Below are 21,234 nucleotides of genomic sequence, written 5' to 3'. Positions count from 1 at the left end.
GTCGGAGAATCCGACTTTCCATGACAAAACCGTCTCATTAGGCTCGGGGCATGCCCCCTGCACCGCCCCCCGGACCTCCGCCGCCCCGCCAGGAGGTCCCGGCCGAGCTCCTGGCGCGGGTGCCGAAGCTGCTGGACGCGATGCGGTCCGTCGGCAGCGGCCTGGAGCTGCACTCCACCCTGGACCGGATCTGCGAGACGGCGGCCGACCTGGCGAACGCCCGCTACGCGGCCATCGGCGTCGTCGCCGAGGACGGGGAGGGCCTCGCCGACTTCGTCCACCACGGCGTCGACGAGGCCGCCGCCCGGCGGATCGGCCGCCTGCCCGACGGCCGCAAGGGCCTGCTCGGCGCCCTCATCCGCGATCCGAGGCCGGTCCGGCTCACGGACCTGACGGGGGACCCGCGCTTCTGCGGCTTTCCCGAGCACCATCCGCCGATGCACGGATTCCTGGGAGTGCCCATCCGTGTACAGGGCGAGATCTTCGGCAACCTGTACCTGACCGACAAGCGTGGCGGCGAACCGTTCAACGACTACGACCTCGCCATGGTCAGGGTCCTGGCCACGGAGGCCGGCATCGCCATCGGCAACGCGCGGCTGTACGAGGCCGCCCAGCAGCGGGAGCGCTGGATCGACGGCTCGGTCGCCGTGACCACCGCGCTGCTGTCCGGCGGCGATACCGACGACGCCCTCCAGACCGTCGCCGAACAGGCCCGCCGGCTGGCCGGAGCGGCCGCCGGCATCGTGCTGCTGCCGGCCGAGGGCGGCGGCCTGGAGATCGCGGCCATCGCCCCGCAGCGGCCGACGGAGGCGCTGGGCACGGTGATACCGGCGGACAACGGCATCGTCGCCGAACTCCTCGACGGAAAGGCGGTCTTCGTGGACGACGCTGCCACCGACCCGCGCCTGGACGCGGGGCCGGTGCGCGCCTACGGGCCGATCATGCTGTTGCCGCTGTGCAGCGACGGGCGGGTGCTCGGGAGTCTCGTGGTGCCCCGTGCGCCGGGCGAGCGCCCGTTCACGCGAGCGGAGCGCACCCTCGCCGACCAGTTCGCCTCGCAGGCGGCGCTCGCACTGATGATGGCCGAGGCCCAGCGCGACCGGGAACGGCTCGCGGTGTACGAGGACCGTGATCGCATCGCCCGTGACCTGCACGACCTCGTCATCCAGCGGCTGTTCGCGACGGGGATGATGCTGGAGAGCGCGCAGCGGCGGTCGGTCGTGCCCGAGGTGCGTGACGGTGTCGGCAGGGCCGTCGACGAACTCGACGTCACCATCCAGGAGATCCGGTCCGCGATCTTCGCGCTGCGGCAGCCCGCCGAGGAGCCGGCGGGGCTGCGGACGCGTGTGCTGCGGGAGATCACCACGGCGGCCGTGCCGCTCGGCTTCACGCCCTCCCACCGCTTCGTGGGCCCCGTCGACAGCGCGGTCGGCGACCTGACCGGCAAGAACCTCATCGCCGCCCTGCGAGAAGCCCTGTCCAATGCCTTCCGGCACGCCCGGGCCACCCGCATCGACGTCCGCGTCGACGCGACGGTCACGCTCGCGGACGGCCGGCCGGGCGTACGGCTGACCGTCGCGGACGACGGCGTCGGCATCACCGAGGGCGGCCGGCGCAGCGGCCTGCGCAATCTGGAACGCCGTGCCGAGTCGCTCGGTGGCACCAGCCGTCTCGGCCCGGGTGTCGGGGCGGGGGGCGCCGGGACGACGGTGCTGTGGGAAGCGCCGTACTGAGAGCCGTCACCGTCGCGTTGCCCCGTGTGCAGCAGTCGTACTGAGCCGTGTGCAGCAACGGGTCCCCCGCCCGTACGACCTGAGGAAGACCGTCCGCCCGCATCCGGGCCACGATCACTGACATGCCTTCACCTCGCCGCCGTCCGCTGCTCGTTTCGGTGCTGCTGTGCGCCCTCGCCGTGCTCGCGGCCCGCCCCATCGGCGCCTGGGACGGGGACGAAGGCTCCGGCTCCGTCCTGAGCGCGCAGGTGGCGCGGCTGTACGAGGACGCGGCCAGGGCCACGCAGCAGTACGAGGAGGGGCGCCGGGAGGCCGAGGTGCAGCGGTCGAAGGCCCGGCGGTACGAGAGGCTGCTGGACCGGCAGCGGCAGGCGGTGGCCGCCGTGCACGAGGACCTGGGCCGGATCGCCCGCGCACAGTACCGCGGTGGCGGCGGGCTGCCGCTCAGCGTGCAGATGATCCTCGCCGAAGACCCCGACGAGGTGATGCGTGGTCAGCGAACCGGGTGGCAGGCCGATCTGGCCGTCGACCACATCATCGGCAAGAGCCGGCGGGCCGAGGCCCGACTGGCCGCCGACGAGGCGAAGGCCAGGGCGGCGTGGCAGTCGCTGGAGAGGCGGAACGCCGAACTCGCCGAGCTGAAGAAGGAGATCGAGGGGAAGCTCCAAGAGGCGCGGTCCCGGCTGGAGCGGCGGGCGGAGGCCTCGGTCGCGGCCGGCTCGTGTCCCGGCTCCGTCCGGCTGGACCAGCCGGAGGAGCGCACCACGCGCTCCTGGGTCGCGCCGGTGGAGACGTACGAACTGTCGGCGTCCTTCGGCGGCGGGGGGCCGCGGTGGGCGCACCGGCACACCGGGCAGGACTTCGCGGTACCGGTCGGCACGCCGGTCCGGGCGGTCGGCGAGGGCCGGGTGGTGACGGTCTCGTGCGGAGGCGCCTTCGGCATGCAGGTGGTGGTCCGGCACGAGGGCGGCTACTACACGCAGTACGCCCATCTCGCCGCCGTCACCGTCGATGAGGGAGACCGGGTCGGTCCCGGGCAGTGGATCGGCCAGTCGGGCAGCACCGGCAACTCCACCGGGCCGCACCTGCACTTCGAGGTGCGCGTCACCCCGGAGACGGGTTCGGCGCTGGACCCGGTGCCGTGGCTGGCACGGCACGGGGTCTCCCTCTGAGAGGACCGGCTACGGCCGAGGGGCCGGTTGCGGCCGGGCAGGACGGGTCAGGACGTCTCCGCCAGCATCTGCTCGATCACGACCGCCACACCGTCGTTGTTGTTGGCGACGGTCCGCCCCGAAGCGGCGGCGATCACATCGGGGTGCGCGTTGCCCATCGCGTAGGAGCGTCCCGCCCAGGTCAGCATCTCGACGTCGTTCGGCATGTCGCCGAAGGCGACCACCTCCTCGTGGGAGATGCCCCGTTCCGCGCAGCACAGGGCGAGCGTGCTGGCCTTGGAGACGCCCGGACCACTGATCTCCAGCAGGGCGCTCGGGCTGGAACGGGTGACGTCGGCACGGTCGCCGATGGCGAGGCGGGCCAGCGTGAGGAAGGCGTCGGGGTCGATGTCGGGGTGGAACGCGAGGATCTTCAGCACCGGTTCGCCGGCGGCGGGGCCGTCGGGCGCCAGAAGCTCTTCGGCGGGCGCGAGGACGTCCGGAACCTCCATGTGCATCTTCGGGTACGCCGGCTCCTGACGGAAACCGTAGGTCTGCTCGACCGCGTACACCGTGCCGGGAGCCGCCTCCCTGAGCAGCCGCACGGCGTCCAGCGCGTTCTCCCGGGGCAGTTCCCGGATCTTGACGAAGCGGTGGGCTCGGGGGCCGCCGTGCAGGTCGACCACGGCGGCGCCGTTGCCGCAGATGGCGAGGCCGTGACCGTGCACGTGGTCGCTGACGACGTCCATCCAGCGCGCGGGGCGCCCGGTGACGAAGAAGACCTCGATGCCCGCCTTCTCGGCGGCGGCGAGCGCGGCGACCGTGCGCGGGGACACCGACTTGTCGTCGCGCAGCAGCGTGCCGTCGAGGTCGGTGGCGATGAGCCGGGGGCGGATGGTGGCGGCCGGGGTCTCGGGCTGTCGGGTCGCTGAAGTCACCCGGCCATTGTCACGCATATGCACGCACGCACGTGCGGGAGTCCGCACATCTGTGAGCAACGGCTCTCATCAGGGCTGGGACAGCCATCCCGAACCCCCGGCCCGTCCTTCGGCTCAGCGCAGCTGCGACGGGGCCTCCATGGCGATCCGCTCAAAGACCTTCTCGTCCGCCGCGAAGTCCGTATCGGGGATCGGCCAGTGGACCACGATCTCGGTGAAGCCCAGTTCCCGGTGGCGCCCGGCGAAGTCGACGAACGCGTCCAGGGACTGCAACGGCCGGTTGCGGTCCGGGGTGAAGCCGGTGAGCAGGACCTTGTCGAGCTCGCCCACGTCACGGCCGATCCGGGCGCAGGCGTCGGCGAGCTTCTCGGCCTGTCCGCGCAGGGCACGGACCGACTGCTCGGGTGTGCCCTCCTCGTACAGCTTCGGATCTCCGGTGGTCACCCACGCCTGTCCGTACCGGGCCGCGAGCCGCATCCCCCGCGGACCGGTGGCGGCCACCGCGAACGGCAGCCGGGGCCGCTGGACACAGCCCGGGATGTTGCGTGCCTCGTGTGCCGAGTAGAAGTCGCCCTCGTACGACACCGCGTCCTCCGTCAGCAGCCGGTCGAGCATCTGGAGGAACTCGGCGAAGCGGTCGGCCCGCTCGCGCGGCGTCCACGGTTCCTGGCCGAGCGCGGTGGCGTCGAACCCGGTGCCGCCCGCTCCTATGCCGAGGGTGACCCGTCCACCGGAGACGTCGTCGACGGAGATCAGCTCCTTGGCGAGCGTCACCGGGTGCCGGAAGTTCGGCGAGGTGACCAGCGTGCCGACGCGCAGGCGCTCGGTGACGGCCGCGGCGGCGGTGAGCGTCGGCAGGGCGCCGAACCACGGGCCGTCGCGGAAGCTCCGCCAGGACAGGTGGTCGTAGGTGTACGCGGTGTGGAAGCCGAGCTGCTCGGCGCGTGTCCAGGTCGAACGGCCGCCCTCGTGCCAGCGGCGGTACGGGAGGATCACGGTGCTCAGGCGCAGACTCATGCCCCGAGCCTATGTGGCCGATCAGGTTTCACGTGAAACATCGAGGGGTGGTTTTCACGGGTGGTTTCCCCTGAGGCAGGGCGTCACCGTACACGGCTGCTGAGCCAGGGCGTGAGGAGGATCATCGGGATGAGCTCCTTGTGCGTACGGTCGCCGGGCAGCGGCACGACCAGGCGGTAGCCGCTCAGGAAGCTGCCCGCCGAGACATGCGCCAGGCCGCCGAAGACCGAGCGGAGAAACGCGGGGACGTCGTCGCGCGGGATGTCGGGGCACTCGACGCCCTCGACGGTGATCAGGGCGTCGTCCTCGGGAAAGAGCCGGACGCTCACCCGGGGTGATCCGCCGAACTCGACGAAGGCCTCGTGCGGGAGGGAGCCGTCCGGGTCGGTGGTCACACCGACGCCCGCGGCGCTGCGGCGGGAGGTCTGGTCGGCGCCGATGTCGTGAGTGACCTCGATCTCGCGCGCGTACTCCGAGGCGATCTCCCGGAGGGCGGTGACGGCGGCTTCGGTGGTGGGCAGATGCTCCATGCCCCGATCATGCGGGCTCAGCGGCTCCCGGGAAAACGCAGGTACTGAGGCGGTACGGCCTTCGTCAGCCAGACCCCGTTCGCGCTGACCCGGAAGACATGGCCGTCGCGGTGCATGGCGGCGGCGTCCACCGTCAGCACGACCGGCCGGCCGCGGCGTGCGCCGACGCGGGTCGCGGTCTCCCGGTCGGGAGAGAGGTGGACGTCGTGCCGATTCATGGGCCTGAGCCCCTCGGCCCGGATGGCGCCCAGGTGACGGGCCACGGTCCCGTGGTACAGGTACGGCGGCGGGGTTGCCGTCGGCAGTCCGAGGTCCACGTCGATGCTGTGTCCCTGGCTGGCGCGGATCCGCGTGCCCTCGACGGCGAAGCGCCGCTTGTCGTTGGTGGCGACGACGTGGTCCAGTTCGTCCCGGGAGAAGCGGAAGCCGTGGGCCGCGGCCGCGGCGATCAAGGTGTCGATCTCGACCCAGCCGCCCTCGTCGAGGGTCAGCCCGATCCGGTCCGGCTGGTGTCGCAGATGCTTCGACAGGTACTTGGACACCTTCACGGTGCGTCTCTCGTCCATGTCGTTCCTGTGCTCTTGGCGCATGTGTTCAGCGTGCCGAGCGAGACCGGCGTCACGCGATCGATTTTGCCGCCGATGTTTGATCCACAGCCGGACGAGGTTGTCCACAGGCGATGGGGGCAAGCCTGTGGAAACCGCGGTGGGGACGAGCCGTGGAACCTACAGGGGCGGCTCCACCCGTGCGAGCGCCCGCAACGCCCCCGGAAGGAAACGGGACATCAGTCGGACGCCGCGCGCCTCCGGCGTCACCGGGACGACGGCCCTGTCGTGCACGACGGCCTCCAGGATCGCGTCGGCGACCTTCTCCGGCGGGTAGTTGCGCAGCCCGTACAGCCGGGCGGTGCGCTGCCGGCGCCGGTTCTCCTCCTCGGCGTCGACCCCGGCGAAGTGCGCGGTCGCGGTGATGTTGGTGTTGACCAGGCCGGGACAGATCGCCGTCACGCCGATCCCCTGCCCGGCCAGCTCGGCGCGCAGGCACTCGCTCAGCATCAGCACGGCCGCCTTGGAGGTGCTGTACGCGGGCAGCACCTTGGAGGGCTGGAAGGCGGCCGCCGACGCGGTGTTGACGATGTGGCCGCCCTGGCCGCGTTCGGCCATCTGCCTGCCGAAGAGGCGGCAGCCGTGGATGACCCCCCACAGATTGACGTCGAGGACCTTCTTCCAGTCCTCCGGCGTGGTGTCGAAGAAGGAGCCCGACAGTCCGATCCCGGCGTTGTTCACCAGGACGTCGACCACGCCGTACTCGGCGGCGACCTTCTCGGCCAGTTGCTCCATGGCCCGCCCGTCGGACACGTCGACGGTCTCGGCCCACGCCCCGGGCGCCCCGACCAGCCGGGACAGCTCGGCGGTGCGGGCCGCCGACTCGGCGTCCCGGTCGACGGCCACCACGCGCGCGCCGGCCTCGGCGAACGCGAACGCCGTCGCCCGCCCGATGCCGCTGCCCGCCCCCGTGACCAGCACGAGCTGCCCGCCGAACCGGTCGGCGTGCTTCCCGCTCGCCACCACCTCGGTCCGCCCGCCCTCGACGGTGGTGACGAACTCCGTGATCCAGTCGGCCAGCCGGTCGGGCCGGGTGCGCGGCACCCAGTGCTTGGCGGGCAGTGTGCGGCGGGTCAGCCGCGGCGCCCACAGTTCGAGCTCGTCGTAGAGCCGTTCCGACAGGAACGAGTCGCCGAGGGGCGTGATGAGCTGCACGGGTGCGTGGGCGTAGGCGTCGTCACGCGGGTGGCGCAGCCGGGGCCGTACGTTGTCCCGGTACAGCCAGGCCCCGTGCGCCGCGTCGGCCGGCAGTGAGGGCGTCGGGTAGTCGCCGCCGGGCACCTTCTCGACGCGTCGCAGGATCCCCGGCCAGCGCTTGCCCAAGGGGCCGCGCCAGGCCAGTTCGGGCAGTACGGGCGTGTGCAACAGGTAGACGTACCAGGACTTGGCGCCCTGGCCGAGGAGCTGGCCGACGCGGCGGGGGGTGGGCCGCTTCAGCCGCCGGTTGATCCAGTGACCGAAGTGGTCGAGGGACGGCCCGGACATCGAGGTGAAGGAGGCGATCCGCCCCTCGGTGCGCCTCACCGTGACGAACTCCCAGGACTGCACCGAGCCCCAGTCGTGGCCCACCAGGTGCACGGGACGGTCCGGGCTGACCGCGTCCGCCACGGCCAGGAAGTCGTCCGTCAGCTTCTCCAGCGTGAACCCGCCGCGCAGCGGTCGCGGAGCCGTGGACCGGCCGTGGCCCCGGACGTCGTAGAGCACCACGTGGAAGCGGTCGGCGAGGCGGACGGCCACCTCCGACCAGACCTCCTTGCTGTCCGGATAGCCGTGCACGAGGACGACCGTCGGCTGCTCCGGATCGCCCAGTTCGGCCACGCACAGCTCCACGCCGCCCGTGTGGACCCGGCGTTCCCGCGCACCATCGAGCACCGTCATTCCTCCTCCGCCCAGCGCCGCAGGTGCGGCAGATCGTCGTCCAGCCAGAAGGCGCTCTCCTCGGGGTCCCGGGAATCGGTGACGACGAGAATCTCCTCGAACTTCGCGCCCGTACCCCGGAAGCCGAGGTGGGGTTCGACCGCCCACAGGCCCGGCCGCGGCGGGTGGTCGGAGAAGCGGTACGGCGACCACAGCGGGGACCAGCCCTCCCGGTGGCCGTGCAGCGCATCGCTCGCCAGGCCCTTGAGGGACTGGGTGCCGAAGCCGAACAGGTGCGGGGAGAAGCGTCGTTCCCGGACCCGGTCCACCTTGTGCGCGATCACCCCGAAGGGATACGCGCGATGCCGGTTGGCGTAGCCCTGGCGGACCATGAGGCGGTCCACGTCCTCGTAGATCTCCCGCAGCGACCGGCGCTCGCGCACCTCGCGCAGGATGAGCTCGCGGTGCGCCCGCAGATCGGACATCAGCCGGTCCTGGACCGGGTTGGGACCCAGCGAGCCCGAGAAACCGATGTCGGCGGTGAAACCCTCGTACACCGGCGCCATGTCCAGGATGAACGGCATCCCGGGCTCCAGCCGGCGCCCGGTCGGGAAGAACTGCAGCGGAATGCGGAAGCCCGTGAAGGCGGTGCGGTCGCCGAACCAGGCGAAGGGCAGGTGGAACCAGTCGCGCACGCCCCGCTCGCGCAGCCACTCGCGCTGCATCCGGGCCGCATCGCGCTCGGTCACGCCCGGCTCCAGCCGGGCCGCCACCGCCTCGGCGCACTCGTAGGCGAGGCGCTGCACCTTCCGGAAACCCCGCAGTTCCGCCCGGAGCTCACCTGCCACTGCCGTCGTCATGCCACCCCGCTCCACCCGAGCGACCCGGCACGGCCGCCGACCGCACCGATCGCGCTACTCACTCGTAACGTGACGCCGCCGAATCTCCCAGTTGTTAGACCCGGCGTCAATAGGATGGTCCGCACGGCGTCCCGCCGAGCCCCGTAGCTCTCAGGCACTGCATCCCCTACGGGCCCGTAATACTCGAGTCGGACCCCAAGACGGCTCTCCGGTCTGACGACCGGAGTGGCGCGGGTCACTACCGTCATGGGTGTGACTGTGATCGCGACCGAAAGCCTGAGCAAGCGGTTCCCCCGGGTGACCGCGCTCGACCGGCTCTCCGTGGACATCGGACCCGGTGTGACCGGACTCGTCGGGGCCAACGGCGCCGGCAAATCCACCCTGATCAAGATCCTGCTGGGTCTGTCCCCCGCCACCGAGGGCCGTGCCGAAGTGCTCGGACTCGATGTCGCCACCAAGGGCGCGGACATCCGCGAACGGGTCGGCTACATGCCGGAGCACGACTGCCTGCCGCCCGACGTCTCGGCCACCGAGTTCGTCGTCCACATGGCGCGCATGTCCGGGCTCCCGCCGACGGCCGCCCGCGAGCGCACCGCGGACACACTGCGCCACGTCGGCCTCTACGAGGAGCGCTACCGCCCCATCGGTGGCTACTCGACCGGCATGAAGCAGCGCGTGAAACTCGCGCAGGCGCTCGTCCACGACCCGCAGCTGGTCTTCCTCGACGAGCCCACCAACGGCCTCGACCCGGTCGGCCGCGACGAGATGCTCGGACTGATCCGCCGCGTCCACACCGACTTCGGCATCTCCGTCCTGGTCACCTCCCACCTGCTGGGCGAGCTGGAACGCACCTGCGACCACGTCGTCGTCATCGACGGCGGCAAGCTGCTGCGCTCCAGCTCCACCACCGACTTCACCCAGACCACGACGACCCTCGCGATCGAGGTCACCGACACCGACGACCACCCCGACGGCACCCGCGCGGTGCGCGACGCGCTCCACGCGCGCGGGGTGACCGTCGAGGACGGCAGCGGCCTGCCCGGCGCCGGACACGTCCTGCTGCTCACCGCGGCGGGCGAGGAGACGTACGACCTGGTCCGGGACGTCATCGCGGACCTCGGCCTCGGCCTGGTGCGCATGGAGCAGCGCAGGCACCACATCTCGGAGGTCTTCAAGGACGGCGACGCAGCACGGAAGGAGGCGGTCGGCCATGGCAACTGAGCAGCCCACAGCCACTGCGGCGGGCGACCAGACCCGCATCCACAACATCGGCTACCGCAGCTACGACGGCCCCCGCCTCGGCCGCGCCTACGCCCGCCGCTCGCTGTACTCGCAGTCCCTGCGCGGCGCCTACGGCCTCGGCCGCTCGGCCAAGTCCAAGGTGCTGCCGATGCTGCTGTTCGTGGTGATGTGCCTGCCCGCGGGCATCATGGTCGCCGTCGCCGTCGCGACCAAGGCGAACGAACTGCCCCTGGACTACACGCGCTACGCGATCGTCCTCCAGGCCGTCATCAGCCTCTACGTCGCCGCCCAGGCACCCCAGTCCGTCTCGCGCGACCTGCGCTTCAAGACCGTGCCGCTGTACTTCTCGCGGCCCATCGAGACATCCGACTACGTCCGCGCCAAGTACGCGGCACTGGCCTCGGCCCTGTTCATCCTCACGGCAGCGCCGCTGCTGGTGCTCTACGTGGGTGCGCTGCTCGCCGAACTCGACTTCGCGGACCAGACGGAAGGGTTCGCACAGGGACTGGTCTCCGTGGCACTGCTCTCGCTGCTCTTCGCCGGCCTCGGCCTGGTCGTCGCGTCGGTCACCCCCCGCCGCGGCTTCGGCATCGCGGCCGTCATCGCCGTCCTGACCATCACCTACGGCGCGGTCTCCACGCTCCAGGCCATCGCGGACGTCCAGGACAGCTCCGGTGCCGTCGTCTGGATCGGCCTCTTCTCGCCGATCACCCTCATCGACGGCGTGCAGTCCGCCTTCCTCGGCGCCACCTCGGCCTTCCCGGGCGGTACCGGCCCGAGCAACGCGGAGGGCGTGGTCTACGTCCTCGTCACCCTGGGCCTGATCGCCGGCGCCTACGGCCTGCTGATGCGCCGCTACAAGAAGGTGGGACTGTGACCACGCTGAACATCGACCACGTCTCCCGCTGGTTCGGCAACGTGGTCGCCGTCAACGACATCACCATGACCATCGGCCCCGGCGTCACCGGCCTGCTCGGTCCCAACGGCGCCGGGAAGTCCACCCTCATCAACATGATGGGCGGCTTCCTCGCCCCCTCCACGGGCACCGTCACCCTCGACGGCCAGCCCGTCTGGCGCAACGAGGCCATCTACAAGCACATCGGCATCGTCCCCGAACGCGAGGCGATGTACGACTTCCTCACCGGCCGCGAGTTCGTCCTCGCCAACGCCGAACTGCACGGACTGGACGCCAAGGCGGCTCAGCAGGCGCTCGCCACCGTCGAGATGGAGTACGCGCAGGACCGGAAGATCGCCACGTACTCCAAGGGCATGCGCCAGCGCGTGAAGATGGCGAGCGCCCTCGTCCACAACCCCTCGCTGCTCCTGCTGGACGAGCCGTTCAACGGCATGGACCCGCGCCAGCGCATGCAGCTGATGGACCTGCTGCGCCGCATGGGCGACGAGGGCCGCACGGTGCTGTTCTCCTCGCACATCCTCGAAGAGGTCGAGCAGCTCGCCTGGCACATCGAGGTCGTCGTCGCCGGACGGCACGCCGCCAGCGGCGACTTCCGCCGGATCCGCCGCCTGATGACCGACCGTCCGCACCGCTACCTGGTGCGCTCCAGCGACGACCGGGCGCTGGCCGCGGCACTGATCGCCGACCCGTCGACCGCCGGCATCGAGGTCGACGTGGCGGAGGGCGCGCTGCGCATCCAGGCCGTCGACTTCGGCCGGTTCACGGCCCTGCTGCCGAAGGTCGCCCGTGACCACGGCATCCGGCTGCTCACGGTCTCGCCCTCCGACGAGTCCCTCGAGTCCGTCTTCTCGTACCTCGTCGCGGCGTAGGAGGCCGAAGAATGTACGACCCCACAGTCGCCCGGCTCACCTACCGGGCCCTGCTCGGCCGCCGCCGGGCCCTCATCCTGGGCGCGCTGCCCCTGCTGCTGCTCGTCATCGCCGTGGCGGTGCGCGCCCTCGCCGGAGCCGATGACCAGACCACGGCCGACGTGCTGGGCGGGTTCGCGCTCGCCACCATGGTGCCGATCATCGGCGTCATCGCCGGGACCGGAGCCATCGGCCCCGAGATCGACGACGGCTCGGTGGTGTACCTGCTGTCCAAGCCCGTCAAGCGCCCGACGATCATCTTCACCAAGCTGATCGTCGCCATCGCCGTGACGATGGTCTTCTCCGCCGTGCCCACGCTGCTCGCCGGCCTGATCCTCAACGGCAACGGCCAGCAGATCGCCGTCGCCTACACGATCGCCGCGCTGGTCGCCTCCATCGCCTACGCCGCGCTGTTCCTGCTGCTGGGCACGGTGTCCCGGCACGCGGTGGTGTTCGGGCTCGTCTACGCGCTCGTCTGGGAAGCCCTGTTCGGCTCCCTCGTGCCCGGGGCCCGCACCCTGAGCGTCCAGCAGTGGTCGCTGGCGGTGGCCCAGAAGGTGGCCGACGGCAACATGGTCACCTCCGACGTCGGCCTGCCGGCCGCGACGGTGCTGCTGGCCGCGGTCACCGTGCTCGCGACCTGGTACGCCGGGCAGAAACTGCGGTCGCTGACGCTCGCCGGGGAGGAGTGACGCGTCCCGGTCCTTGACCGGGGCTTCACCCCGCGGCGGGCACACTGACCGGACGGACACACGCACGGCTGGGAGGACGGCCATGGCACAGGACACGCCTCAGCAGGACGGACCCGGACGGCCCGAGGACGACTCCTGGGGCGACCTGGTCCTGGACGAGGAGTTCGTCCGCGGCGCGGAGACCTCCGAGCCGTCCGCCCGCGCCCGGATGCTCGCAGCCCGCTGGCGCCGCGAGGCGCCCGAACCCCAGCCGTGGCGCTCCGACGAGCCGCCCGCCGGATGGTTCTTCAGCAAGGCGCGCCGGCGCAGATGGCGCAGGCGGTGACCTGCGCGCGGGGCCGCCCGGGCCGCGCGTGAGCTGACGCCCGGCCGCGCGTGAGCTTGACGCCCGGCCGCCCATAATCGGTGGCGCCCGGCGCCCCGCCCCGGCACTGTGGAGGACGTACGAGGCCGGACGGCGCCGGTGTCACGGGCGGCCGCTTCGAGCACGTGGGGGGCCCGGAAGGGCCCTCGCGTGGGCCGCCCGACGGGGATCGTCGGCGCCGGTCCGGCCGACGTCAGCCCAGCAACCGCTCCAGCACGACCGCGATGCCGTCCTCGTCGTTCGCCGACGTCACCTCGTCGGCCACCGCCTTCAGCTCCGCATGGGCGTTGGCCATCGCCACGCCCCGGGCGGCCCAGCCGAACATCGGGATGTCGTTGGGCATGTCGCCGAAGGCGATCGTGTCCGCGGCCCTCAGACCGAGACGGCGGGCCGCCAGCGACAGGCCGGTGGCCTTCGACAGGCCGAGGGGGAGCAGTTCGACGACGCCCGCGCCGGCCATGGTGACCGTGACGAAGCCGCCCGCGGTCTGCCGGGCCGTCTCGGCCAGCTCGTCGTCCGACAGGGTCGGGTGCTGTATGTAGATCTTGTTCAGCGGCGCGGACCACAGGTCCGAGGCGTCGGTGAACGGCACGGCCGGAAGATCGCCCCCGACCTCGTAACCGGGCCCGACCAGGACGTCGCCGTCCAGGCCGTCGCGGCTGGCCGCCAGATACAGCGGACCCGTCTCGGCCTCGATCTTGGCCAGCGCCACCCCGGCGAGCTGCCGGTCCAGCGTGACGGAGGTCAGCAGACGGTGCTCCCCGGCGTGGTACACCTGCGCGCCCTGGCCGCAGACGGCCAGCCCGTCGTAGCCGAGGTCGTCGAGGACGTGCCGGGTCCAGGGGACCGCGCGGCCGGTGACGACGATGTGGGCGGCGCCCGCCGCGGTGGCCGCGGCGAGCGCCTCACGGGTGCGCTGCGAGACCGTGTCGTCGGTGCGCAGCAGCGTGCCGTCGAGATCGGTCGCGATCAGGCGGTACGGGAACCTCTCGGACCCCGCACCGGAACCGGCGTCGCTCACTTGGCCACCGGCTCCAGGACCTCCCGGCCGCCCAGGTACGGACGCAGCACCTCGGGCACGCGCACGGAACCGTCGGCCTGCTGGTGGTTCTCCAGGATCGCCACGATCGTGCGCGGCACGGCGCACAGCGTGCCGTTGAGCGTGGCCAGCGGGCGCACCTTCTTGTCCTCACGCACCCGGATCGACAGCCGTCGCGACTGGAACTCGGTGCAGTCCGAGGTCGAGGTCAGCTCGCGGTACTTGCCCTGGGTCGGGATCCACGCCTCGCAGTCGAACTTCCGCGAGGCCGAGGCGCCCAGGTCGGCCGAGGCCACGTCGATGACCCGGAACGGCAGCTCCAGCGACGTCAGCCACTGCTTCTCCCACTCCAGCAGGCGCTGGTGCTCGGCCTGCGAGTCCTCGGGGAGGACGTAGGAGAACATCTCGACCTTGTCGAACTGGTGCACGCGGAAGATGCCCCGGGTGTCCTTGCCGTGCGAACCGGCCTCGCGGCGGAAGCAGGGCGAGAAGCCGGCGTAGCGCAGCGGCAGCCGCTCGGCGTCGATGATCTCGTCCATGTGGTAGCCGGCGAGCGCCACCTCGGAGGTGCCGACCAGGTACAGGTCGTCCTTGTCGAGGTGGTAGACGTCCTGGGAGGCCTGGCCGAGGAAGCCGGTGCCGCCCATGGCCTGCGGGCGCACCAGCGCCGGGGTCAGCATCGGCGTGAAGCCGGCCGCCGTGGCCTGGGCGATGGCCGCGTTCACGAGGGCGAGCTCCAGAAGCGCGCCGACACCGGTGAGGAAGTAGAAGCGGGACCCCGAGACCTTGGCGCCGCGCTCGACGTCGATGGCGCCGAGGCGCTGGCCGAGCTCCAGGTGGTCCTTGGGCTCGAAGCCCTCGGCACCGAAGTCGCGGATGGTGCCGTGCGTCTCCAGCGTGACGAAGTCCTCCTCGCCGCCGACGGGCACGTCGGGGTGGACGAGGTTGCCGAGCCGCTGGAGCAGCTCCTGGGTCTCGGCGTCGGCCGCGTCGCGCTCGGCGTCGGCCGCCTTGACGTCGGCGGCGAGCTGGCTCGCCCGCTTCAGCAGCTCGGCCTTCTCGTCACCGGTGGCCTTGCCGATGAGCTTGCCGAGGCCCTTCTGCTCGGCGCGCAGCTCGTCGAAGCGGACGCCGGACGACCTGCGCCGCTCGTCGGCAGACAGGAGGGAGTCGACGAGCGCGACGTCCTCTCCACGGGCGCGCTGCGACGCGCGCACACGGTCGGGGTCCTCACGGAGCAGGCGAAGGTCAATCACGCGGTCAAGGCTACCGGTGTGCGGTGACGGCTCACGACTCACTATTGCCGGCGGTCCGCCTCGCGTTCCGGTATGCGGGAATTGCTCCTTGTGCTCCTGCCTGTCAATAAAGCGCGTCTCATTCCCTGGGACGGGGCAGCGGCCGGGTGGCGGATTGACCGGATTTCCTTGTGGAGAACGGGACTTGGGGGTGCGGCTGTCCACAGGGATCCACAGCCCGGAAAAGTTATCCACAGGCTGTGCGAAAGATCTGTGGACTCTGGAAGTGATCATTTCCAATCGGGCATGCGGGGGCATGTGGGGCGCAGAATTTCTGGTCCAAACCCTCTGTGGGCCCACTTTCGAGTGAAATCGGGTCGCTCCGGAGTATGGAGGGTGAGAAACAGGTGGACGAAGGGTGACCTGGGCCCCTGTGTGCGAAGTGGGGCCCGTAGGGGGATTTGTCGACCGAATGCCCCTTGCTTGTCGACTTGTCCCCAGGTCGAGAAGCAGACCTGTGGATAACTTCTGTGGATAACGAAAATCAGCAGTACGACCGTATCCAGCCCCGCCAGGACCGACCGTCAGGACCGACCGCCAGGACCGACCGTCAGAGCCAGTCGTCAGAACCGGCCGTCCTGGCACCGCGCCACCCAGTCCGCCGCCGCCACGAACTCCTCGTCCGAGGTTCCCGGCCGCGGGGTCTCCACGTCCGAGGCGCCGGCATCCGCGCGCGGATACGACCCGAGGTACCGCACCTGGAGGCAGATCCGCTTCAGCCCCGTCAGAGCCTCGGCCACCCGGCGGTCGGAGATGTGCCCCTCGGCGTCGATGCAGAAGCAGTAGTTGCCGATGCCGGCGCCGGTCGGACGGGACTGGAGCAGCATCAGGTTGATGCCCCGCGTGGCGAACTCGCCCAGCAGGTCGCGCAGCGCACCGGGGTGGTCGTCGCGCTGCCACAGCACGACGGACGTCTTGTCCGCGCCGGTCGGTGCCGCGGGCCGGGCGGGGCGGCCCACCAGGACGAACCGCGTCTGGGCGTTCTCGGCGTCGTGGATCCCGGTCTCCAGGGCCTCCAGGCCGTACCTGGCGGCGGCGAACTCACCGGCGAAGGCCGCGTCGTACCGGCCCTCCTGCACCAGGCGGGCGCCGTCCGCGTTGGAGGCGGCCGACTCCCAGACGACGTCCGGGAGATGGGCCTTGAGCCAGTTGCGGACCTGCGGCTGGGCGGCCGGGTGGGCAGTGACCGTCTTGATGTCCGACAGCTTCGTGCCGGGGCGCACCAGCAGCGCGAAGGTGATCGACAGCAGCACCTCGCGGTAGATCATCAGCGGCTGGCCCGCGACCAGCTCGTCGAGGGTGGTGGTGATACCGCCCTCGACGGAGTTCTCGATCGGCACGAACGCCGCCTCGGCCTCGCCGGCGCGCACCGCGTCCAGCGCGGACTGGACGGACACGTACGGGACCAGCTCCCTGGTCGCCGTCTCGGGAAGGGTGCGCAGGGCGACTTCGGTGAAGGTGCCTTCAGGGCCGAGATACGCATAACTGGCGGGCATGTCCTCACCTTAATGGGCACTCCCGGACCCCGGCCCACGTATCTCGCACGAGCCCCCGCGGGGTGACCGAGCGCGAGCCCCCGCCGTGACCGAGCGCGATCCCCCGAGGGGTGACCGCGTGGTCCCTCAGCCCTCCAGCAACCGCTGCCCCACGTACTCCCCCTCCGCCGCGCCGCCCGGCACCGCGAACAGGCCGCTGGCCTCGTGCCGGATGAACCTGGACAGTGCGTCTCCCCGGTCCAGCTTGCGCTGCACCGGCACGAAGCCGCGCAGCGGATCGGCCTGCCAGCAGATGAACAGCAGTCCGGCGTCGGGGACGCCGCCGGTGTCGAAGCCGTCGTGGTACGAGAAGGGGCGACGGAGCATCGCGGCGCCACCGTTCTGGTCGGGGCGGGAGATCCGGGCGTGGGCGTTGATCGGGACGACCAGGTCTCCGGCCTCGTCGGTCTTCTCCAGGTCCATCTCGGTCGTCTCGGTGCCGCCGGACAGCGGTGCCCCGTCGGACTTGCGGCGCCCGATGACCGCCTCCTGGTCGGTGACCGACAGCTGCTCCCAGTCGTCGAGGAGCATGCGGATGCGGCGTACGACCACGTAGGAGCCGTTCGCCATCCATGCCGGGTCCTTCGCGCCGGACGACGGCACGAAGATCCGCTCGTCGAAGTCGGCGTCGCCCGGCTTCGGGTTGCGGGTGCCGTCGACCTGGCCCATGAGGTTGCGGGCGGTCATGGGGTGAGCGGTGGCGCCCGGCGAGCGGTTGAAGCCGTTCATCTGCCAGCGCACCCGGGCGGCCGCCCCGGCGTCCTTCTGGATCGCGCGCAGGGCATGGAAGGCCACGAGGGCGTCGTCGGCGCCTATCTGCACCCACAGGTCGCCGTTGCTGCGGGCCTTGTCCAGGTGGTCGGAGGAGAAGTCGGGCAGCGGATCCAGGGCGGCCGGCCGCTGCTCGTCCAGTCCGGTCCGGCCGAAGAAGCTGTGGCCGAAGCCGAACGTGACGGTCAGGGAGGACGGTCCGGCGTCCCGGGCCACGTCCGTGTCGCCCGACCCGGCGGGTTCGCCCGCCATGAGCCGGCGTGCGGTGTCGGACCAGCGGCGCAGCAGAGCGGCGGCCTCCTTGCGGCCGGCGCCCGCCGCCAGGTCGAAGGCGACCAGGTGGCCGCGGGCCTGCATCGGGGTGGTGATGCCGGGCTGATGTTTCCCGTGAAACATCACCTGTCCGTCGCCCAGCGAGGTGAGCGGTGTGGCCGCGGAGGGCGCGGCGGAGTACCCCACGGCACCACCGGCCGCACCGAGGACGAGCCCGGTGGCGCCGGCGGTGCCGAGCAGCCGACGCCGCGAGATGCCCTCGCGTGCGGAGGCGCCCGGGGAGTCGTGCGGGCCGGGGGCCGCCTCGGGGGTGCGGGCCTGCGGGATGGACGGGTCAGCCATGGTGCGGTTCAGCCGATCTGCGCGTTCTTGGAGACGGTCACCTGGTCGATGTCGGAGCTCCGTACGGTGACGGCGACCTCCCAGTCGCCGGCCATCGGGATCTGGACTCCGCTCGCGGACCAGTGTCCGGTGGTGATGTGGTCGGGGACGACGGGCAGCGGCCCGATGTCCTGGGCTTCCAGGGTGAGGGCGACCTTCACCTCGGGGATGTCGAGGGCGCGGCCGTCCGGGTTCTCGACGTAGACGTGCAGGTCGTTGGCGCCCACGCGGGCGGGGTCGAGGTCGATCCGCACGACGCCCTTGCCGTCCTTGCCGCCGGTGTCGAACGGCATGTCCAGGGTCAGCACCCCGGACTGCGCGGAGGAGGAGGCGGAGGACGGGCTCGCCGCCTTGACCTCCTGTTCCGTACGCCCCGGCTCTGTCTGCGTCAGGACGGTGGTGACGGCGAGCAGCACCACGGCGACGCCCGCCTCCGCGAGCACCGAGCGGCGCAGTCCGAAGCGCTGCGGGTCGGCGTCCCGCAGGCGCTTCTGCCGGGCGGCGTCCATCGCCGCCCGCTGCCGGGCGAGCTGGGCGGCGCGCTGGGAGCCTCCGGTGCCGGTTCCCTTGCCGCCGCCGGCCGTCTTCGAGGTACTGCCGGCGGAGGCGGCGACCTGCTGCTTCTCCCGTCGGGCCGCTGCGGCGGGCACCGCGTCGGCCAGCTGGGCCGTCCACCGCCGGGACACGTAGGCGATGCCGACGAGCACCGCCATGAGCCCGATCTTGGCGAGCAGCAGCTGTCCGTAGCGGGTGTCGGTGAAGGCCGTCCAGGAGCTGAGCTGGCGCCAGGACTGGTAGGTGCCCGTCGCGACGAGGGCGACCACGCTGCCGAAGGCGACGCGGGAGAACCGGCGGACGGCGGAGGTCTCGACGGGTGTGTCGGCGGGCGCCCGGTACAGGCTGACGAGCAGGGCGGTGAGCCCGCCGAGCCAGGCGGCGACGGCCAGCAGATGCAGGACGTCGACCGGCATGGCGAGGCCCGCCTGGAGCCCGACCGAGGCGTGCTCGGACATCGCCCAGGTCGCGGCGAGCCCCGCGGCCACGACGGTGCCGCCGACCGCGAGCCCGAAGGTGAGGTCCCGCTTCTCCTCCTTCTCCCGCTTGTCGTAGGCGCCGAAGAGCACGGCGATGAACAGCGCCGCCGCGGCGAGCAGCAGCAGCCGGGAGACCAGCGCCGCGCCCGACTTGGTCTGCAGCACCTGTCCGAGCAGGCTCAGGTCGAAGACGTCGCCGAGCTTGCCGGAGCCGGTGTACGAGCCGCGCAGCAGGAGCAGCAGGAGCGTGGCGGCGGTGAGCGCGAGCCAGCCGGTGACGACGAGCCGCTGGACGACCCGCACTCCGGAGCCGCGCGGCCAGCAGGCGAGCACGAAGGCCGCGCCGCCGGTCAGCACGACGAAGCCGGCGTAGGACACGTACCGCCCGAGGCCGTACAGCCAGCCGACGATCCCGCCGCCGGTCTCCTGGCCGGAGACCGAGACGGAGGTCTCGGAAGGGGCGCCGATGGAGAAGGTGTAGGCGCCGGAGACCGGGTGGCTGTCGGCGGACACGACCTGGTAGCTCACGGTGTAGGTGCCGTCGGGCAGGCCGGCGTGCAGTTTCACGGCGTACCTGGTGCCGCCGGTGCCCTGCGGCTCGCCGCTGTCGACGCGCTTGCCCTTGGGGTCCAGGACGCGCAGCGAGTCGTCGTCCATGGAGACCGGCTCGGAGAAGGTGAGCGTCACCTGGGCCGGGGCCTTGTCGACCACCGCCCCCTGCCGGGGGTCGCTGCCGGTCAGCGCGGCGTGTGCGGAGGCCGGGCCGGCACCGGCGAGCAGTGCGCAGACCGCGGCCAGGAGCAGCAGCACCACGGTCCGGACGCGTGGGGCGGTGATCTGCGTCAAGGTGGTTCCCTCCCTCAGTGACTGGACTGACCTGATCGACCGGACTGATCGGACTGATCGGACTGACCGGACTGACCGGACTGATCGGAGTGGCCGGCGTGACCGGAGTGTTCGGAGTCCGCGGCGGTCGGCCGGTAGGTGGCCGCCTTCACGGGTATCTCGACCGTGACGGGGTCGGACTGGGCGAAGTGCAGCTCGACGGAGACCGTCTCACCCTCCTTCGGCCGGTGCTTCAGGTTCTCGAACATCAGGTGGTTGCCGCCGCTTTCCAGCACGAGCCGGCCGTGTGCGGGGATCGGGAGCGAGTCGGCCTCCTTCATCGTCCCGTCGACGGTCTCGTGCACGCCGACGTCGCCCGCCTCGCTGGTGACCGAGGTCAGCTCGTCCTCGGCGCCGCCGTCATTCGTGATCGTGAGGAACCCGGCCGCCATCGAGTCGGAGACCGGCTGCGGCATGTAGGCCGAGCCGACGGAGAGATCGGCGCCGGTGTCCGCGCCGGAGTCCTCCGAGCCGCAGCCCGCGAGCACCAGGGCGCCGACGAGTGCCGCGGCGGTCACCGCCGGACCCTTCACGGGTTCTCCCCCTTGATCAGCTCGGGCAGGTCCTCGGTGTAGTCGTCGACGGTGGCGTCCTCGCCGTAGAGGACGTAGCCCGCGTCGGTCTTCGGGGAGAAGGCGACGACCTGGGTGCCGTGCGTGGAGACGACCTTGCCGTCCTTGTCCTTGGTCGGCGGTTCGATGGAGATGCCGAGGGTGCGGGCGCCGGCCTGGATGGTGGCGAAGTCACCGGTCAGACCGACGATCTGGGAGTCGATGCCCTTGAGCCACTTGCCGAGCGCGGCCGGGGTGTCGCGCTCCGGGTCGGTGGTGACGAACACGACGCGCAGCTTGTCCTGTTCGGCCTTGGGCAGCTGCTTCTTGGCGACCGCGATGTTGTTCATCGTCAGCGGGCAGACGTCGGGGCAGTGGGTGTAGCCGAAGTAGATCAGGGTCGGGCTGCCCGCGGTCTGCTCGCGGAGGTCGTACTTCTCGCCGCGGGTGTCGGTGAGGACCAGGTCCGGCTTCTCGAACGGCTTGTCGAGGACGGTGGCGGCCTGCTGGGAGGTGTCCTCGGAGACCACGGTGGCGGGCGGCTTGTCGCCGTCGGTACCGCTGCCGCAGGCGGTCAGGGTGAGGGAGGCGGCGGCGAGCAGGGCGGCCGTCGCGGCGAACGTCTTCTTGCGCATAGAAAAATTTCCCAATGTGAGG

The 21,234-nt window shown here is 71.5% G+C and carries 20 protein-coding genes; 7 read left to right on the top strand and 13 right to left on the bottom strand.

Annotation, left to right across the window (positions count from 1 at the left end; genetic code table 11):
- Nucleotides 1-50: 50 nt before the first annotated feature.
- Nucleotides 51-1,733 carry a sensor histidine kinase gene (locus H0H10_RS31010; protein ID WP_188184462.1) on the top strand — a complete coding sequence of 561 codons (1,683 nt, stop codon included), beginning with the start codon at nucleotides 51-53 and terminating at the stop codon, nucleotides 1,731-1,733.
- A gap of 122 nt (nucleotides 1,734-1,855) precedes the next feature.
- Nucleotides 1,856-2,905, top strand: coding sequence for a M23 family metallopeptidase (locus H0H10_RS31005; protein WP_188184461.1), 1,050 nt, complete (start codon nucleotides 1,856-1,858; stop codon nucleotides 2,903-2,905).
- Nucleotides 2,906-2,952: 47 nt separating this feature from the next.
- Here H0H10_RS31005 and H0H10_RS31000 read toward each other — a convergent pair whose 3' ends face one another.
- From H0H10_RS31000 to H0H10_RS30975, 6 genes are all read right to left on the bottom strand, one after another.
- Nucleotides 2,953-3,840 (bottom strand): Cof-type HAD-IIB family hydrolase, encoded by an 888-nt coding sequence (locus H0H10_RS31000; protein ID WP_188184460.1) that lies wholly within the window; start codon nucleotides 3,838-3,840, stop codon nucleotides 2,953-2,955.
- A 96-nt stretch (nucleotides 3,841-3,936) separates the two neighbouring features.
- Complete coding sequence (locus H0H10_RS30995; RefSeq protein WP_188184459.1) at nucleotides 3,937-4,839, bottom strand: LLM class flavin-dependent oxidoreductase; 903 nt, start codon at nucleotides 4,837-4,839, stop codon at nucleotides 3,937-3,939.
- Between the two features lie 83 nt (nucleotides 4,840-4,922).
- The gene (locus tag H0H10_RS30990; protein ID WP_188184458.1) at nucleotides 4,923-5,369 is read right to left on the bottom strand and encodes a hypothetical protein; all 447 of its coding nucleotides are present in this window, start codon (nucleotides 5,367-5,369) and stop codon (nucleotides 4,923-4,925) included.
- 17 nt (nucleotides 5,370-5,386) lie between these two features.
- On the bottom strand, nucleotides 5,387-5,935 hold the full coding sequence (locus tag H0H10_RS30985; protein WP_188184457.1) for an RNA 2'-phosphotransferase: 549 nt from the start codon (nucleotides 5,933-5,935) through the stop codon (nucleotides 5,387-5,389).
- A 159-nt stretch (nucleotides 5,936-6,094) separates the two neighbouring features.
- A complete protein-coding gene (locus H0H10_RS30980; RefSeq protein ID WP_188184456.1) occupies nucleotides 6,095-7,852 on the bottom strand; it encodes an SDR family oxidoreductase in 1,758 nt (585 codons plus the stop codon).
- A complete protein-coding gene (locus H0H10_RS30975) occupies nucleotides 7,849-8,691 on the bottom strand; it encodes a M24 family metallopeptidase (protein ID WP_188184455.1) in 843 nt (280 codons plus the stop codon). The genes H0H10_RS30980 and H0H10_RS30975 overlap by 4 nt, the downstream gene beginning before the upstream one ends.
- 246 nt (nucleotides 8,692-8,937) lie before the next feature.
- Between H0H10_RS30975 and H0H10_RS30970 the strand changes: the two genes are divergently transcribed.
- From H0H10_RS30970 to H0H10_RS30950, 5 genes are all read left to right on the top strand, one after another.
- Entirely contained in the window at nucleotides 8,938-9,912 is a 975-nt protein-coding gene (locus H0H10_RS30970) for an ABC transporter ATP-binding protein (RefSeq protein ID WP_188184454.1), read from the top strand.
- Nucleotides 9,902-10,810, top strand: coding sequence for an ABC transporter permease (locus tag H0H10_RS30965; protein ID WP_188184453.1), 909 nt, complete (start codon nucleotides 9,902-9,904; stop codon nucleotides 10,808-10,810). Before H0H10_RS30970 ends, H0H10_RS30965 begins: the two co-directional genes overlap by 11 nt.
- A complete protein-coding gene (locus H0H10_RS30960) occupies nucleotides 10,807-11,718 on the top strand; it encodes an ABC transporter ATP-binding protein (protein WP_188184452.1) in 912 nt (303 codons plus the stop codon). Before H0H10_RS30965 ends, H0H10_RS30960 begins: the two co-directional genes overlap by 4 nt.
- A gap of 11 nt (nucleotides 11,719-11,729) precedes the next feature.
- Entirely contained in the window at nucleotides 11,730-12,449 is a 720-nt protein-coding gene (locus H0H10_RS30955; protein WP_188184451.1) for an ABC transporter permease subunit, read from the top strand.
- A gap of 82 nt (nucleotides 12,450-12,531) precedes the next feature.
- On the top strand, nucleotides 12,532-12,774 hold the full coding sequence (locus tag H0H10_RS30950) for an SGM_3592 family protein (protein ID WP_188184450.1): 243 nt from the start codon (nucleotides 12,532-12,534) through the stop codon (nucleotides 12,772-12,774).
- 232 nt (nucleotides 12,775-13,006) lie between these two features.
- Here the strand turns inward: H0H10_RS30950 and H0H10_RS30945 are convergent, their stop codons facing one another.
- From H0H10_RS30945 to H0H10_RS30915, 7 genes are all read right to left on the bottom strand, one after another.
- Complete coding sequence (locus H0H10_RS30945) at nucleotides 13,007-13,834, bottom strand: HAD family hydrolase (protein ID WP_188184449.1); 828 nt, start codon at nucleotides 13,832-13,834, stop codon at nucleotides 13,007-13,009.
- On the bottom strand, nucleotides 13,831-15,108 hold the full coding sequence (gene serS / locus H0H10_RS30940) for a serine--tRNA ligase (protein ID WP_188184448.1): 1,278 nt from the start codon (nucleotides 15,106-15,108) through the stop codon (nucleotides 13,831-13,833). Before serS ends, H0H10_RS30945 begins: the two co-directional genes overlap by 4 nt.
- Before the next feature lie 602 nt (nucleotides 15,109-15,710).
- Nucleotides 15,711-16,643, bottom strand: a complete 933-nt coding sequence (gene pheA / locus H0H10_RS30935) for a prephenate dehydratase (RefSeq protein ID WP_188184447.1) — start codon at nucleotides 16,641-16,643, stop codon at nucleotides 15,711-15,713.
- A 126-nt stretch (nucleotides 16,644-16,769) separates the two neighbouring features.
- On the bottom strand, nucleotides 16,770-18,068 hold the full coding sequence (efeB, locus tag H0H10_RS30930) for an iron uptake transporter deferrochelatase/peroxidase subunit (RefSeq protein WP_188184446.1): 1,299 nt from the start codon (nucleotides 18,066-18,068) through the stop codon (nucleotides 16,770-16,772).
- 8 nt (nucleotides 18,069-18,076) lie between these two features.
- Nucleotides 18,077-19,987 carry a copper resistance CopC/CopD family protein gene (locus H0H10_RS30925; protein WP_188184445.1) on the bottom strand — a complete coding sequence of 637 codons (1,911 nt, stop codon included), beginning with the start codon at nucleotides 19,985-19,987 and terminating at the stop codon, nucleotides 18,077-18,079.
- A 14-nt stretch (nucleotides 19,988-20,001) separates the two neighbouring features.
- Nucleotides 20,002-20,559 (bottom strand): copper chaperone PCu(A)C, encoded by a 558-nt coding sequence (locus H0H10_RS30920; RefSeq protein WP_188184444.1) that lies wholly within the window; start codon nucleotides 20,557-20,559, stop codon nucleotides 20,002-20,004.
- Nucleotides 20,556-21,212, bottom strand: coding sequence for an SCO family protein (locus H0H10_RS30915; protein ID WP_188184443.1), 657 nt, complete (start codon nucleotides 21,210-21,212; stop codon nucleotides 20,556-20,558). Before H0H10_RS30915 ends, H0H10_RS30920 begins: the two co-directional genes overlap by 4 nt.
- Nucleotides 21,213-21,234: the final 22 nt, after the last annotated feature.

It is taken from the genome of Streptomyces griseicoloratus (assembly GCF_014534645.1).
In the GTDB taxonomy this organism is placed as follows: domain Bacteria; phylum Actinomycetota; class Actinomycetes; order Streptomycetales; family Streptomycetaceae; genus Streptomyces; species Streptomyces griseicoloratus.
This window is presented reverse-complemented; position numbering and strand designations above follow the sequence as displayed.

Coding starts and splice junctions, on each gene's coding strand:
- H0H10_RS30985 (WP_188184457.1), bottom strand. CDS start 5,935: ATGGACGAGAGACGCACCGTGAAGGTGTCCAAGTACCTGTCGAAGCAT.
- efeB (WP_188184446.1), bottom strand. CDS start 18,068: ATGGCTGACCCGTCCATCCCGCAGGCCCGCACCCCCGAGGCGGCCCCC.
- H0H10_RS31000 (WP_188184460.1), bottom strand. CDS start 3,840: ATGCGTGACAATGGCCGGGTGACTTCAGCGACCCGACAGCCCGAGACC.
- H0H10_RS31005 (WP_188184461.1), top strand. CDS start 1,856: ATGCCTTCACCTCGCCGCCGTCCGCTGCTCGTTTCGGTGCTGCTGTGC.
- pheA (WP_188184447.1), bottom strand. CDS start 16,643: ATGCCCGCCAGTTATGCGTATCTCGGCCCTGAAGGCACCTTCACCGAA.
- H0H10_RS30915 (WP_188184443.1), bottom strand. CDS start 21,212: ATGCGCAAGAAGACGTTCGCCGCGACGGCCGCCCTGCTCGCCGCCGCC.
- H0H10_RS30955 (WP_188184451.1), top strand. CDS start 11,730: ATGTACGACCCCACAGTCGCCCGGCTCACCTACCGGGCCCTGCTCGGC.
- H0H10_RS30980 (WP_188184456.1), bottom strand. CDS start 7,852: ATGACGGTGCTCGATGGTGCGCGGGAACGCCGGGTCCACACGGGCGGC.
- H0H10_RS30950 (WP_188184450.1), top strand. CDS start 12,532: ATGGCACAGGACACGCCTCAGCAGGACGGACCCGGACGGCCCGAGGAC.
- H0H10_RS30990 (WP_188184458.1), bottom strand. CDS start 5,369: ATGGAGCATCTGCCCACCACCGAAGCCGCCGTCACCGCCCTCCGGGAG.
- H0H10_RS30995 (WP_188184459.1), bottom strand. CDS start 4,839: ATGAGTCTGCGCCTGAGCACCGTGATCCTCCCGTACCGCCGCTGGCAC.
- H0H10_RS30965 (WP_188184453.1), top strand. CDS start 9,902: ATGGCAACTGAGCAGCCCACAGCCACTGCGGCGGGCGACCAGACCCGC.
- H0H10_RS30970 (WP_188184454.1), top strand. CDS start 8,938: ATGGGTGTGACTGTGATCGCGACCGAAAGCCTGAGCAAGCGGTTCCCC.
- H0H10_RS31010 (WP_188184462.1), top strand. CDS start 51: ATGCCCCCTGCACCGCCCCCCGGACCTCCGCCGCCCCGCCAGGAGGTC.
- H0H10_RS30975 (WP_188184455.1), bottom strand. CDS start 8,691: ATGACGACGGCAGTGGCAGGTGAGCTCCGGGCGGAACTGCGGGGTTTC.